Below are 12,142 nucleotides of genomic sequence, written 5' to 3'. Positions count from 1 at the left end.
CCCCCCCCCCCCCCCCCCCCCCCCCCCACCCCCCCCGCCCCCCCCCCCCCCCCCCCCCCCCCCCCCCGCCCCCTATGGCCGCCGCGCACCGGCCGGGGCCCGGCTGGACCGGGTGGCTTCGGCCGGACACCGATGTGTGCCGGTGCGAGGAGGTGCCGGTCGCCCGGATCCAGGAGGCGGTGGAGGAGCTGGGCGCGGGCGACCCCCGCACCGTCAAGCTGCTCACCCGGGCGGGGATGGGGTGGTGCCAGGGGCGGATGTGCGGTCCGGCCGTGGCCTGTCTCTCCGGCTCGGGTGAGCCGGGGGCGGACCGGCGGCCGTTGGCCTGCCCGGTGCCGCTCTCGCAGCTGGCGGCGGGGGTCCCTGATTCCACCCCCGCCGCCTCGGCTGCGCCCGTCGGGCCCGTCGGACCTGGGGCCCCCGCTGACTCCGTTGCCCCCGAGGGGTAGCTGCCGAACGTGTGGGTCGGGGACTCTTGTCTCCGACCCGCCTTCTCTAATAAAATGTCACACCTCACCAAGGAGTGCACCGTGTCCATCACCCCCCGTGACACCAACCGCCCCTGGCGCGGCATCATGGTCGCCACCACGATCCCGCTGCGCCCCGACCTCTCCGTCGACTACGACGCGTACGCCGAGCACGTCCGCTGGCTGATCGAGTCCGGCTGCGACGGCGTCGTCCCCAACGGCTCGCTGGGCGAGTACCAGACGCTCACCGCCGAGGAGCGCGCCCGGGTCGTCGAGGTGGCGGTCGAGGCGGCCGGCGACGGCTCCCGGGTCATGCCCGGGGTCGCCGCCTACGGCAGCGCCGAGTCCCGCCGCTGGACCGAGCAGGCCGCCGAGGCCGGGGCCGGCTCCGTCCTGCTGCTGCCGCCCAACGCCTACCGGGCCGACCACGCCTCGGTGCGGGCGCACTACGCGGAGGTGGCCAAGGCCGGTCTGCCGGTCGTCGCGTACAACAACCCGATCGACACCAAGGTCGACCTGGTGCCCGCGCTGCTCGCCCAACTGCACGGCGAGGGCTCGATCGTGGCGGTCAAGGAGTTCAGCGGAGACGTCCGCCGCGCGTACGAAATCGCCGAGCTGGCGCCCGGGTTGGACCTGCTGATCGGCGCCGACGACGTGCTGCTGGAGCTGGCGCTGGCCGGCGCGGTGGGCTGGATCGCCGGGTACCCGAACGCCCTGCCGGAGGCCTCGGTGGCGCTCTACGACGCCGCCGTCTCGCTGGACCTGGAGACCGCGCTGCCGCTGTACAAGTCGCTGCACTCGCTGCTGCGTTGGGACTCCAAGACCGAGTTCGTCCAGGCCATCAAGCTCTCCATGGACATCGCCGGACGCCCCGGCGGGCCGGTCCGGGCGCCGCGTCAGCCGCTGGAGCCGGAGATCGAGGCGGCGGTGCGCGCGGCCACCGAGAAGGCGCTGGCCGAGGGCCTCGCCTAGCCCCCTGCCCCCTCGGCCGGCTGCGGGGGCAGCCGGCCTCGACCCGACCGTTCCGTCAGAGGAGTTGTGAGGATGCGCAGCCGTCACGTGTTCCACGCCGTCGACTCGCACACCGAGGGCATGCCGACCCGGGTGATCACCGGAGGCTTCGGCGTCATCCCCGGCGCCACCATGGCCGAACGCCGGGTGCACTTCCAGCAGCACCTGGACCACTTCCGGACCCTGCTGATGTACGAGCCGCGCGGGCACGCCGCGATGAGCGGCGCCATCCTGCAGCCGCCCACCCGGCCGGACGCCGACTTCGGCGTGCTCTACATCGAGGTCTCCGGGCTGCTGCCGATGTGCGGGCACGGGACCATCGGTGTCGCCACCGTCCTGGTCGAGACCGGGATGGTGCCGGTGGTCGAGCCGGTGACGACGGTACGGCTGGACACCCCCGCCGGACTGGTGGTCGCCGAGGTGCGGGTCGAGGGCGGCGCCGCCAAGGCCGTCACCATCCGCAACGTGGCCTCGTACTCCGTCGCGCTGGACCGCAAGATCGAGGTGCCCGGGTACGGTACGGTCGGCTACGACCTCGCGTACGGCGGCAACTTCTACGCCATCCTGCCGCTCGCCGAGTTCGGGCTGCCGTTCGAGCGGGAGCGCAAGCAGGAGATCCTGGACGCCGGCCTGGCCCTGATGGACGCGATCAACGCGGGCCCCGACCGGCCGGTGCACCCGGAGGACCCGTCCATCCACAGCTGCCACCACGTCCAGCTGCTCGCCCCCGGTTCCACCGCCGAGCACTCCCGGCACGCGATGGCCATCCACCCCGGCTGGTTCGACCGCTCACCCTGCGGCACCGGCACCTCGGCGCGGATGGCGCAGCTGCACGCGCGCGGCGAACTGCCGCTCGGGCGGGACTTCCGCAACGACTCTTTCATCGGGACCACCTTTACCGGGCGGCTGGTCGAGGAGACCGAGGTCGCCGGGCGGCCCGCGGTGGTGCCCACCGTCACCGGGCGGGCCTGGGTCACCGGCACCGCCCAGTACTTCCTCGACCCGGACGACCCGTTCCCGGCGGGCTTCCTGCTCTGACGCTACGTTGTGAACTCGCTCTGAAGGGCTGCTAGTCGTGACCATCACCTCGTACAACCCCGCCGACCCGACCGACCTGGTGGTCGCCGTCGAGGAGCCCGGCGCCGAAGCCGTACGGGCCGCCGTCGGGCGGGCCCGGGCCGCGCAGGGCGGCCGGCTCGCGGCCGGGGCGGGCGCCCGGTCGGCCGCGCTGGGCCGGATCGCCGAGGCGGTCGAGGCGCACGCGGAGGAACTCGCCGCGCTGATCGTGCGCGAGGTCGGCAAGCCGCTCGCCGAGGCGCGGGGGGAGGTCGCCCGGACGGCCGCGATCTGGCGGTACTACGCGCAGGCGCCGTACGAGCCGTCCGGCGCGGTGCACGAGACCGCCGCCGGGCCGGGACTGCTGCTCACCCGGCGCCGCCCGTACGGGGTCGCCGGACTGATCGCGCCGTGGAACTTCCCGCTGGCGATCCCGAGTTGGAAGGCCGCGCCGGCGCTGGCGGTCGGCAACACGGCCGTGCTCAAGCCCGCGCCCGAGGCGACGGCCTGTGCGCTGCGGCTGGCGGAACTGGCCGGCCTGCCCGCCGACGTGTTCACGGTGCTGCCGGGCGGGGCCGAGGAGGGCCAGGCGCTGGTCGACGCCGCCGACGTGGTGTCCTTCACCGGCTCGACCGGGGTCGGTCGGGCCGTGGTGCGGGCCGCCACCGGGCGGGGGGTGCCGGTGCAGGCCGAACTCGGCGGACTGAACGCGGCGTTGGTGCTCCCCGACGCGGACATCGACCTGGCCGCGGGGCACCTCGCGGCCGCGATCGCTGGGTACGCCGGGCAGAAGTGCACCGCCACCAGCCGGGTGATCGCGGTGGGTGCGGCGTACCAGCCGCTGCGCGAGGCACTGGTCAAGTCCCTTGCGGCGGTGGACGATTCGGTGTGCGGGCCGGTGGTCAACGCCGCCGCGCGGGAGCGGCTCGTCCTCGCCGTCGACTCGGCGGTGGAGGCCGGGGCGACGGTGCTCACCGGTGGACGGGTGCCCGAGCGGGCCGGCTGGTACGTCGAGCCGACCCTGCTCACCGACGTGCCGGCCGAACACCCGCTGGCCGGTGAGGAGTTCTTCGGTCCGATCGCGCTGCTGCACGCGGCGGCCGACCTGGACGAGGCGATCGCGCTCGCCAACGACACCCCGCACAGCCTCGCCACCTCGGTGCACACCCGCAGCCTGGACGCGGCGCTGGCCGTTGCCGACCGGCTCGACGCGGGCATGATCCGGGTCAACGCGCCCTCCAGCGGCGTCGACTTCCACCTGCCCTTCGGCGGGACCAAGGGCGCCAGCCACGGCGAGCGCGAACAGGGCCGCGCCGCACTGGAGTTCTACACCGTCAGCCGGACGATCAGCGTGCTGCCGGGCGGGGACGCCTGATGGACGTCCGTACGGTCGACACCGTCGACTACCACACGGCCGGCGAACCGTTCCGGATCGTGCTGGGCGGCGCGCCCCCCATCCCCGGCGACAGCGTCGCCGAGCGGCGGGCCATCGCGATCGGCGCGGGTGCCGGCGCCACCGCGCCCCGGCCCAGCGCGCTGGACGACGTCCGGCGGCTGCTCGTCCGGGAGCCGCGCGGGCACGCCGGGATGTACGGAGGGTTCCTGGTGCCGCCGGACGACGACGAGGCGCACCTGGGCGTGCTGTTCTGGCACAAGGACGGCTACTCGACCGCCTGCGGGCACGGCACCATCGCGCTCGGCGCCTGGGCGGTGGACTCCGGACTGGTCCCGGCCCCTGCGGACGGCACGGCACGGGTGCGGATCGACGTGCCCTCCGGGCGGGTCACCGCCCTGGTGCACCGGGCCGGCGGGCGCACCACCGGGGTCACCTTCCGCAACGTGCCCAGCCGGGTCAGCGCGCTGAAGCTGCCGCTGACCACCTCGCGCGGGGTGGTCGAGGTCGCCGTGGCGCACTCCGGGGCCTGCTACGTCTCGGTGCCCGCCGCCGCCCTCGGGCTCGCGGTCGAGACCGGGCAGCTGTCCGAACTCGTCGCCGTGGGGCGGGAGATCAGGGCGCTGCTGGCCGGCGCGGAGGCGGTCGCACACCCGACCGACCCGCGGCTGTCCGGGGTGTACGGGGTCGTGCTGTACGACGAACTACCTTCCCCGGACGGTGTGTTGAGTCAGCGGAACGTCGTGGTGTTCGCCGACGGGCAGATCGACCGCTCGCCCTGCGGCTCCGGCACCTCCGCCCGGCTCGCCGTCCTCGCCGCCGAGGGGCGGCTCGCCCCCGGGGAGCCGCTGCGACACGAGTCGATCATCGGCACCGGGTTCACCGGGCGGGTGCTCGCGGGCGGCGACCCGCTGGGCGACGGCGTCGTCACCGAGGTCAGCGGGACGGCGTACCGCACCGGGGAGCACCGGTTCCTCCTGGAGCCGGGTGACGCGCTGGGGACGGGGTTCCTGCTGTGAGTGCTGCGAACGGTCCTGTGGCGTCCGGTCCTGTGGTGTCCGGTCCTGCGCGGCCCGGTCCTGCGCGGCCCGGGCCTGCGCGGCCCGGGCCTGGGGTGTCCGGTCCTGCTCTGCCCGGCGCGGCGGCTGAGCCGCTCCAGTACGCCGTGCCGGGAGTCGGCGGGGTCGGGCCCGCCGACGCGGTGCGGTCGATCGAGCGGGTGCTGCTGGACGGGTTCGACCCGGAAGCGGCGCCCGCCCGGTCGGCCGTACCGGTGCCGGCGGGCGAGCTGCTGCTGATGCCGGCCGCCGCCGGGCCGTACGCCGGGGTGAAGATCGCCGGGGTCGCGCCCGCGAACCCGGCGCTCGGACTGCCCCGGATCACCGGCAGCTACCTGCTGCTGGACGGGCCGACGCTCCAGCCGTTGGCGCTGCTGGACGGCGCGGCCCTCACCGCTCTGCGCACGCCCGCCGTGACGGCGGTGGCGCTGGCGCGGCTCGCGGCGCCGGAGGCCGAGCACCTGGTGGTGTTCGGCTCCGGGCCGCAGGCCTACGGACACCTGGATGTGCTGCTGGCCGTCCCCGCGCTGAGGTCGCTCCGGCGGCTGACGGTGGTGGCGCGCGACCCCGGGCGGGCGGCCGCGCTGGCGGCGTACGGGCGGAAGCTGGGGCTGGCGGGCTCGGTGGGTGCGCCGGAGGCCGTGGCCGGGGCCGATGTGGTGGTCTGCTGCACCACCGCGCGCATGCCGCTGTTCGACGGCGCGCTGGTGCCCGCGCACGCGGCCGTCGCGGCGGTCGGCTCGCACGAGCCGGACGCGCGCGAGGTGGACGAGGTGCTGGTCGGGCGGGCCGAGCTGTACGTGGAGGCGCGGTCGGTGGCGGCCCGGGAGGCCGGGGACCTGCTGCTGGCGGGCGCGCTCGGGCGGCGGCAGGTGTGGAACCTGGCCGAGCTGGTGCGCGGCGACGCGCTGGTGCCGGACGGCCGGCCGCGGTTCTTCAAGAGCGTCGGGATGGCCTGGGAGGACCTGGCGGTGGCGGCGGAGGTGTACCGGGCCTCGCGGGTCTGATCGCCGTGGAGGGCGAGCCGACCAGGGGGCTCCTCTCGGGGTGGTCGGCAGATCGTGTGCCCCCGGCCGTTGTCACGGCCGATCGCCGCTGCCACCATGGGCGTTGGTGGTGTGCCCGGTGGTGACGGATCGTTCGGATCGCGGACTGTTGCACGCTCAACGTAACGTGACATTGTACGCTGGTGTTCTGCACCCACCCGGAGGAACACCATGGCCGAGCTCACGTCCCGCACCCTGATCTCCGTGCAGGAGCGGCTCCGCGACCAGGTCGCCCACGCGCTCCGGGCGGCCCTGATCTCCGGCGAACTGCGCCCCGGAGTCGTCTACTCCGCGCCCGCCCTCGCCGCCGACTTCGGCGTCTCCGCGACCCCCGTGCGCGAGGCCATGCTCGACCTCGCCCGGGAGGGACTGGTCGAGGCCGTCCGCAACAAGGGCTTCCGGGTCACCGAACTCACCGAGCGCGACCTCGACGACTACACCGAGATCCGCGCCCTGATCGAGGTCCCCACCGTCGGCCGGGTCACCCGCACGGCGACCAAGGACCAGCTGGAGCGGCTGCGCCCGCAGGCCGAGGCCATCGTCGCGGCGGCCCGCAAGCACGACCTCATCGGCTACCTGGAGGCGGACCGGCAGTTCCACCTCGACCTGCTGGGACTCGCCGGCAACGCGCGGCTGGTCGACGTGGTCGGGGACCTGCGCAAGCGCTCCCGGCTGTACGGGCTGACCCGGCTGGACGAGCAGGGGCAGCTGGTCTCCTCGGCGGAGGAGCACGTGGAACTGCTGGACCTGATGATCTCCGGCGACGCCGAGGCGGCCGAGGCCTGCATGACCCGGCACCTCAGCCACGTCCGCTCCCTCTGGGCGGGCCAGGACGACGCGGCGGAGGCGGAGCGCCCCGGGCTGCGGCTGCGGGCCCGGTAGAGGGCTAAACCACTCGTTCGGGTGAAGGATGGGAATCGGGCGTCGGGGGGCGCTCGCGCTCTACGATGATGCTCTCGACATCGGCAGCCAGGAGGAAATCCATGTCCGCCGCCGCAGTGGAAGAGCCCTTCGAGCAGCGCCCGCTGCTCGGAGCCGCCGAGCAGCCGACGCTGCTCGATGTCGCCGAGCTGATTTCCAACCAGTTCGTCGGGCACCGGGTCGAGATCGTCGGAAGCCAGATCACCGCGACGCCGCCGCCGAATGCTTCTCACGGTAAGTCGCTGAGCCGCCTTATGCGGGCGCTGTTCATGGCCGGCCTTGACGAGGACGACGTCCTTCAGAACGTTGGCATCTGGTTGCCGGATGGGCCTTCGGACTATGCCGTACCGGACCTGTCGGTTGTCGATGCTGACATCGATGACCACCTGATCGAGTACAACTGCTACGACCCGGCGGCTTTCCGCCTCGTGCTCGAAGTCACGTCATCGAATCCCAGTGACGATCTCAAACGGAAGCCGACCGCCTACGCCTCGGCCGGCGTGCCCGTCTACGTGATCGTGGATCGGAAGAATCGGCGGGTCATGGTGTTGACCGATCCGAAGGACGGCGAGTACCAGGTGCACGCCGTCCACCACCCGGGGCAGTCGTTCACGCTGCCCGACTCGATCGGGGCGTCGGTGATGCTCTCGGTGGACGACGTGCTCGCGGCGAAGAAGTAGCTCAGGCGACCGCTGACGGCACCGTCAACCGGCCGTCGTGGACTTCGGCGATCTGGTCGACCGCCGTCAGGTGGGTGCGGTCGTGGGTGACCAGGACCGTCGCCGTCGCCCGCCGGTGGGTGAGGTCGGTGATCAAGTCGAGCACTGCCGCGCCGCGTTCGTGGTCGAGGGCGCTGGTGGGCTCGTCGACGAGGAGCACCGTGGGGTCGTTCATCAGGGCGCGGGCGATGTTGACGCGTTGGCGCTGGCCGCCGGAGAGCTGGTGGGGGCGGCGGGCGGCCAGGTCGCGCAGGCCGACGGCGTCGAGGAGTTCCAGGGCGCGGGTGTGGGCCTCGCGGGGGGAGCGGCCGTCGAGGTGGGCCATCACCTGGAGCTGTTCCGCGGCGCTGAGCGAGGGCAGCAGGTTGGGCTGCTGGAAGACGATGCCGATCCTGGTGCGGCGCAGCGCGGTGAGCTCGGCGCGGTTGAGGCCGGCGGTGTCGGTGCCGTCCACCACGACCCGGCCGGAGTCCGGGCCGATCAGGGTGGCCGCCACCGCCAGCAGGCTGGACTTGCCGGAGCCGGAGGGGCCGACCACGGCCGTGATGGAGCCCTTGGGGACGGTCAGCGAGACGTCGTCCAGGGCGGTCAGCCGGTCGTCGCCGTCCGGGTAGGTCAACGTGATGCGGTCGAGGGTCAGGCTCATCGGGCGCTCCCCAGGGCGGTCAGCGGGTCGACGGAGGTGATCCGGCGGATGGACAGGGCCGCGCCGATCGCGCCGAGGGCGATCATGACGACGGCGGGCAGCAGGACGGTCGGGGCGTCCAGGACGAAGGGGACGGCGGAGCCGATCAGCGCGCCGAAGCCGGAGGCGATCGCGGTGCCGACGGCCGTACCGAGCACCAGCAGCAGCACGGCCTGGCCGAGGGCGTCGCGCAGCAGGTAGCGGGTGGAGGCGCCGAGGGCCTTCAACACCGCGATGTCGCCGCTGCGTTGGATCGTCCAGACGGTGAAGAAGGCGCCGATCACCAGGGCGGAGATGGCGAACAGGAAGCCGCGCATCAGCTGGAGCGAGCCGTTCTCGGAGGTGTAGGAGCCGATCGCGGAGAGGGCGTCGTCGCGGGTGCGGGTCACCGTGCCGTGGCGGGTGTCGGCGGCGGCGAGGTCGGCGCCCTCGGCGGTGTGGAGGGCGATGACGGTGGCGTGGCCGGCGCCGCCGGGGGCGAACTGCTGCCAGTCGCCGAGGCTGGTCCAGATCACCGGGGTGTGGCTGTACGCGGCGTCGCCGTCGACGGCGGCGACGGTGAGGTGGTGGCCGGCCATGGTGAAGTCGGCGCCGGGGGTGAGGTTGCCGAGCTTCTCGGCGGCGGTGCCGGACAACACGGCCTGGCCGGGGGCGATCCGGTTGCCCTGCGGGGCCAGGTCGGAGCCGTCCGGGACGCCGAAGGCGGAGAGCGCGGCGGTGCGGGTGCCGGCGGCGGCCTTGGTGGTGGTGATGCCGAGCGGCTGGGCGGAGGTGACGCCGGGCTCGCGGGCCCAGGCCTGCCACTGGTCGGGGCTGAGCTGGGAGTCGGTGAAGGAGAGCTGCTGCCCTTCGGCGGGCTTGGCGAACACCAGGTGGTCGGCGGGCAGGCCGGTGATCGCGGAGATGTTCTGCCGGCCGAGCCCGGCGGTCAGTCCGGACAGCAGGCCGACCAGTACGGTGATCAGCACGATGACGGTCCCCATCAGGGCGAACCGCCCCTTGGCGAACCTGAGATCCCTCCAGGCGACGAACACGGTGGGCCTTCCTGCGACAGTGGGACTGGTGACGTTGCCACGCTCCCCGAAACGGGGTGGCCGGGGCATCGCGCCGGGGATTGCATCCTGGGCATCAAAGGGCAGAAGCGGAGTTCAACCTTTTGATTGATGCCGGGCTCCCGGCGCGGAACTTAGGCTGGAGGGATGGCGACCGAACGCTCCAGAACCACCCCCGTCGCCCGCGTCCTCCAGGTCTGCCTGCACCTGCTCGTGGCGGGCCTGCTCGCCCTCGCCGTCGCCCGGGCCGCCTTCGCCGACCGGGGCGGGGACCCGGCCGCCGTCGCCGCCGCGGCCACCGCGATGGCCGCCGGGTACGCCATCGGGCCACGGCTGGCCGCCGTCCACCGCTCCCGCCGGGGCGCGGCGCTCTGGCTGGCGCTGCTCGGCGTCACCTGGGCGGGCCTGCTGGTCGCCACCCAGGACGGGGTGTGGCTGGCCTTCCCGCTGTACTTCCTGGAACTGCACCTGCTCGGCCGGCGCAGCGGGCTGACCGCCGTCGCCCTGACGGCCGGCGCCGCGATCGCCGCGTGGTCCTGGCACCAGCAGAGCTTCAACCTGGCCGCCTCGATCGGGCCCGCCCTCGGCGCGGCCGTCGCGACCGCCACCGTGCTCGGCTACCAGGCGCTGTACCGGGAGAGCGAGGAACGGCGCCGGCTGATCGACGAACTCACCGCCGCCCGCGCCGACGCCGCCGCCGCCCACCACGCGGCCGGCGTCCTCGCCGAGCGCGAGCGGCTCGCCCGGGAGATCCACGACACCCTCGCGCAGAGCCTCAGCTCCATCCAGCTGCTGCTGCGCGCGGCCCAGCGGGCGCTGCCCGATCGCACCGAGGCCGCGGCCGGGTACGTGGAGCAGGCGCGGCAGGCCGCCCAGGACAACCTGGACGAGGCCCGGCGGTTCGTCCGGGCGCTCACCCCGCCCGCGCTGGACGGCGATCCGCTGCCCGTCGCGCTGGAACGGCTCTGCGCGACCACCACCGCGCACAGCGGACTGCCCGTCCACCTGCACGTCTCCGGGGACCCGCTGCGGTTGCCCGCCGCGCAGGAGGTGGCGCTGCTGCGGATCGCGCAGTCGGCGCTCGGCAACACCGTGCGGCACGCGAAGGCCTCGCGCGCCGAGGTGACACTCAGCTACATGGAGGGCGAGGTGGCGTTGGACGTGTTCGACGACGGGGCCGGGTTCGACCCGGCGGCGGTCGCCGGCCGCACCGGTGCGGACGGCGGCTTCGGACTGCCCTCGATGCGGGCCCGGGCCCGCGCGCTCGGCGGCGGCTTCACGGTCGAGTCCGCGCCCGGCGAGGGGACGGCCCTGGCGGTGCAGCTGCCCGTCACCCCGCAGCCGCCCGTCACCCCGGAGGCCGGCCCGTGATCCGGCTGCTGATCGCCGACGACCACCCGGTGGTGCGGGCCGGGCTGCGCGCGGTGCTGGAGAGCGAACCCGACTTCACCATCGTGGCCGAGGCGGCGACCGCCGAACGGGCCGTCGAACTGGCGGCGGAACCGGGTGTGGACGTGGTGCTGATGGACCTCCAGTTCGGGCCCGGCTCGGCCATGAACGGTGCCCAGGCCACCGCCGCGATCACCGCCCGGGCGGGCGCGCCGCGGGTGCTGGTGGTCACCACGTACGACAGCGACGCGGACACCCTCCCGGCGCTGGAGGCCGGCGCCACCGGGTACCTGCTGAAGGACGCGCCGCCGGAGCAACTCGCCCAGGCCGTCCGGGCCGCCGCGGCTGGGCGCAGCGCGCTGGCGCCGAGCGTCGCCGACCGGCTGCTGGAACGGATGCGGACGCCCGCGGCGGCGCTCAGCGCCCGGGAGACCGAGGTGCTCGGGCTGGTCGCGGACGGGTTGACCAACCAGCAGGTCAGCCAGCGGCTGCACCTGAGCCAGGCCACCGTGAAGTCCCATCTGGTGCACATCTACACCAAGTTGGGGGTCGACTCGCGCACGGCGGCGGTGCGGGAGGCGCGCGGGCGCGGGCTGATCCGCTGAGCGTAGGGTGAGGGCGGTGCCCGTAGCGGAGTGAGGAGCCCCGATGGCCGTGCGTCTCGACGAACTCGCCGTACCGGTGATCGGCGCCCCGATGGCGGGCGGGGCCTCGACGCCGGAGCTGGTGGCCGCGGTGAACCGGGCCGGCGGGCTGGGGTTCCTGGCCGCGGGCTACAAGAGCGCCGCCGCGATGGGCGAACAGATCGCCGCGGTACGGAAGTCGACCGACCGGCCGTACGGGGTGAACCTCTTCGTGCCCGCCCCGCCCGCCGACCCGGCCGCCGTCGCCGCCTACCGGGAACGGCTGCGGCCGGAGGCCGAGCGGTGGGCGGTGGAACTGCCGGAGGAGATCGGGCCGGACCGGGACGACTGGGAGGCCAAACTCGCCGCGCTGCTCGCCGACCCGGTGCCGGTCGTCTCCTACACCTTCGGGCTGCCGACGGCCGAGGAGGCGGCGGCGCTGCGGGCGGTGGGGACGCTGCAGGTCGGCACCGTCACCACCCCGGGCGAGGCGCGGGCGGCGGAGGCGGTCGGGATGGACGCGCTGTGCGTGCAGGGCCCGGAGGCCGGCGGGCACCGCGGCACCCATCGGGTGACGGACACTCCGGGGGAGCTGCCGCTGCTGGAACTGCTGCCCGCCGTACGGGCGGTGACCGCGCTGCCGCTGATCGGCGCGGGCGGGCTGGGTGACGGCCCGGCGATCGCGGCGGCCCTGCGGGCCGGGGCCGCCGCGGTGCAGCTGG

The 12,142-nt window shown here is 74.5% G+C and carries 12 protein-coding genes and 1 pseudogene; 11 read left to right on the top strand and 2 right to left on the bottom strand.

Annotation, left to right across the window (positions count from 1 at the left end; all coding sequences use genetic code 11):
• Positions 1–74: 74 nt before the first annotated feature.
• The 8 genes and pseudogenes from BG452_RS19460 to BG452_RS19425 all read left to right on the top strand — a co-directional run.
• Positions 75–449, top strand: a pseudogene (locus BG452_RS19460) ((2Fe-2S)-binding protein); the annotation flags it as partial.
• A 54-nt stretch (positions 450–503) separates the two neighbouring features.
• On the top strand, positions 504–1,439 hold the full coding sequence (locus tag BG452_RS19455; protein ID WP_188305612.1) for a dihydrodipicolinate synthase family protein: 936 nt from the start codon (positions 504–506) through the stop codon (positions 1,437–1,439).
• Positions 1,440–1,511: 72 nt separating this feature from the next.
• The gene (locus BG452_RS19450; protein WP_188305611.1) at positions 1,512–2,516 is read left to right on the top strand and encodes a proline racemase family protein; all 1,005 of its coding nucleotides are present in this window, start codon (positions 1,512–1,514) and stop codon (positions 2,514–2,516) included.
• A 37-nt stretch (positions 2,517–2,553) separates the two neighbouring features.
• Entirely contained in the window at positions 2,554–3,909 is a 1,356-nt protein-coding gene (locus tag BG452_RS19445; RefSeq protein ID WP_188305610.1) for an aldehyde dehydrogenase family protein, read from the top strand.
• Positions 3,909–4,946, top strand: coding sequence for a proline racemase family protein (locus BG452_RS19440; protein WP_188305609.1), 1,038 nt, complete (start codon positions 3,909–3,911; stop codon positions 4,944–4,946). The genes BG452_RS19445 and BG452_RS19440 overlap by 1 nt, the downstream gene beginning before the upstream one ends.
• 95 nt (positions 4,947–5,041) lie before the next feature.
• Positions 5,042–5,992, top strand: coding sequence for an ornithine cyclodeaminase family protein (locus tag BG452_RS19435; protein ID WP_317621131.1), 951 nt, complete (start codon positions 5,042–5,044; stop codon positions 5,990–5,992).
• Positions 5,993–6,202: 210 nt separating this feature from the next.
• Positions 6,203–6,913 carry a GntR family transcriptional regulator gene (locus BG452_RS19430; protein ID WP_188305608.1) on the top strand — a complete coding sequence of 237 codons (711 nt, stop codon included), beginning with the start codon at positions 6,203–6,205 and terminating at the stop codon, positions 6,911–6,913.
• A gap of 101 nt (positions 6,914–7,014) precedes the next feature.
• Complete coding sequence (locus tag BG452_RS19425) at positions 7,015–7,632, top strand: Uma2 family endonuclease (protein ID WP_188305607.1); 618 nt, start codon at positions 7,015–7,017, stop codon at positions 7,630–7,632.
• Position 7,633: 1 nt separating this feature from the next.
• Here BG452_RS19425 and BG452_RS19420 read toward each other — a convergent pair whose 3' ends face one another.
• Complete coding sequence (locus tag BG452_RS19420) at positions 7,634–8,317, bottom strand: ABC transporter ATP-binding protein (protein ID WP_188305606.1); 684 nt, start codon at positions 8,315–8,317, stop codon at positions 7,634–7,636.
• A complete protein-coding gene (locus BG452_RS19415) occupies positions 8,314–9,390 on the bottom strand; it encodes an ABC transporter permease (protein WP_188305605.1) in 1,077 nt (358 codons plus the stop codon). The genes BG452_RS19420 and BG452_RS19415 overlap by 4 nt, the downstream gene beginning before the upstream one ends.
• Positions 9,391–9,555: 165 nt before the next feature.
• Between BG452_RS19415 and BG452_RS19410 the strand changes: the two genes are divergently transcribed.
• From BG452_RS19410 to BG452_RS19400, 3 genes are all read left to right on the top strand, one after another.
• The gene (locus tag BG452_RS19410) at positions 9,556–10,779 is read left to right on the top strand and encodes a sensor histidine kinase (RefSeq protein WP_188305604.1); all 1,224 of its coding nucleotides are present in this window, start codon (positions 9,556–9,558) and stop codon (positions 10,777–10,779) included.
• A complete protein-coding gene (locus BG452_RS19405) occupies positions 10,776–11,402 on the top strand; it encodes a response regulator transcription factor (RefSeq protein WP_188305603.1) in 627 nt (208 codons plus the stop codon). The genes BG452_RS19410 and BG452_RS19405 overlap by 4 nt, the downstream gene beginning before the upstream one ends.
• A 43-nt stretch (positions 11,403–11,445) precedes the next feature.
• Positions 11,446–12,142: nitronate monooxygenase (locus tag BG452_RS19400; protein ID WP_188305602.1), on the top strand; the 697-nt coding region annotated here is incomplete at its 3' end.

Origin of the sequence: Streptomyces sp. CBMA123, from assembly GCF_014596465.1 — a bacterium.
GTDB lineage: Bacteria > Actinomycetota > Actinomycetes > Streptomycetales > Streptomycetaceae > Kitasatospora.
The sequence above is the reverse complement of the archived record's forward strand: the minus strand, read 5'-3'. Positions and strand labels throughout refer to the sequence as shown.

Bases quoted from the DNA above. Each gene is read 5' to 3' on its own strand.
- BG452_RS19455 (WP_188305612.1), top strand. From the start codon at position 504: ATGTCACACCTCACCAAGGAGTGCACCGTGTCCATCACCCCCCGTGAC.
- BG452_RS19450 (WP_188305611.1), top strand. From the start codon at position 1,512: ATGCGCAGCCGTCACGTGTTCCACGCCGTCGACTCGCACACCGAGGGC.
- BG452_RS19440 (WP_188305609.1), top strand. From the start codon at position 3,909: ATGGACGTCCGTACGGTCGACACCGTCGACTACCACACGGCCGGCGAA.
- BG452_RS19430 (WP_188305608.1), top strand. From the start codon at position 6,203: ATGGCCGAGCTCACGTCCCGCACCCTGATCTCCGTGCAGGAGCGGCTC.
- BG452_RS19425 (WP_188305607.1), top strand. From the start codon at position 7,015: ATGTCCGCCGCCGCAGTGGAAGAGCCCTTCGAGCAGCGCCCGCTGCTC.
- BG452_RS19420 (WP_188305606.1), bottom strand. From the start codon at position 8,317: ATGAGCCTGACCCTCGACCGCATCACGTTGACCTACCCGGACGGCGAC.
- BG452_RS19410 (WP_188305604.1), top strand. From the start codon at position 9,556: ATGGCGACCGAACGCTCCAGAACCACCCCCGTCGCCCGCGTCCTCCAG.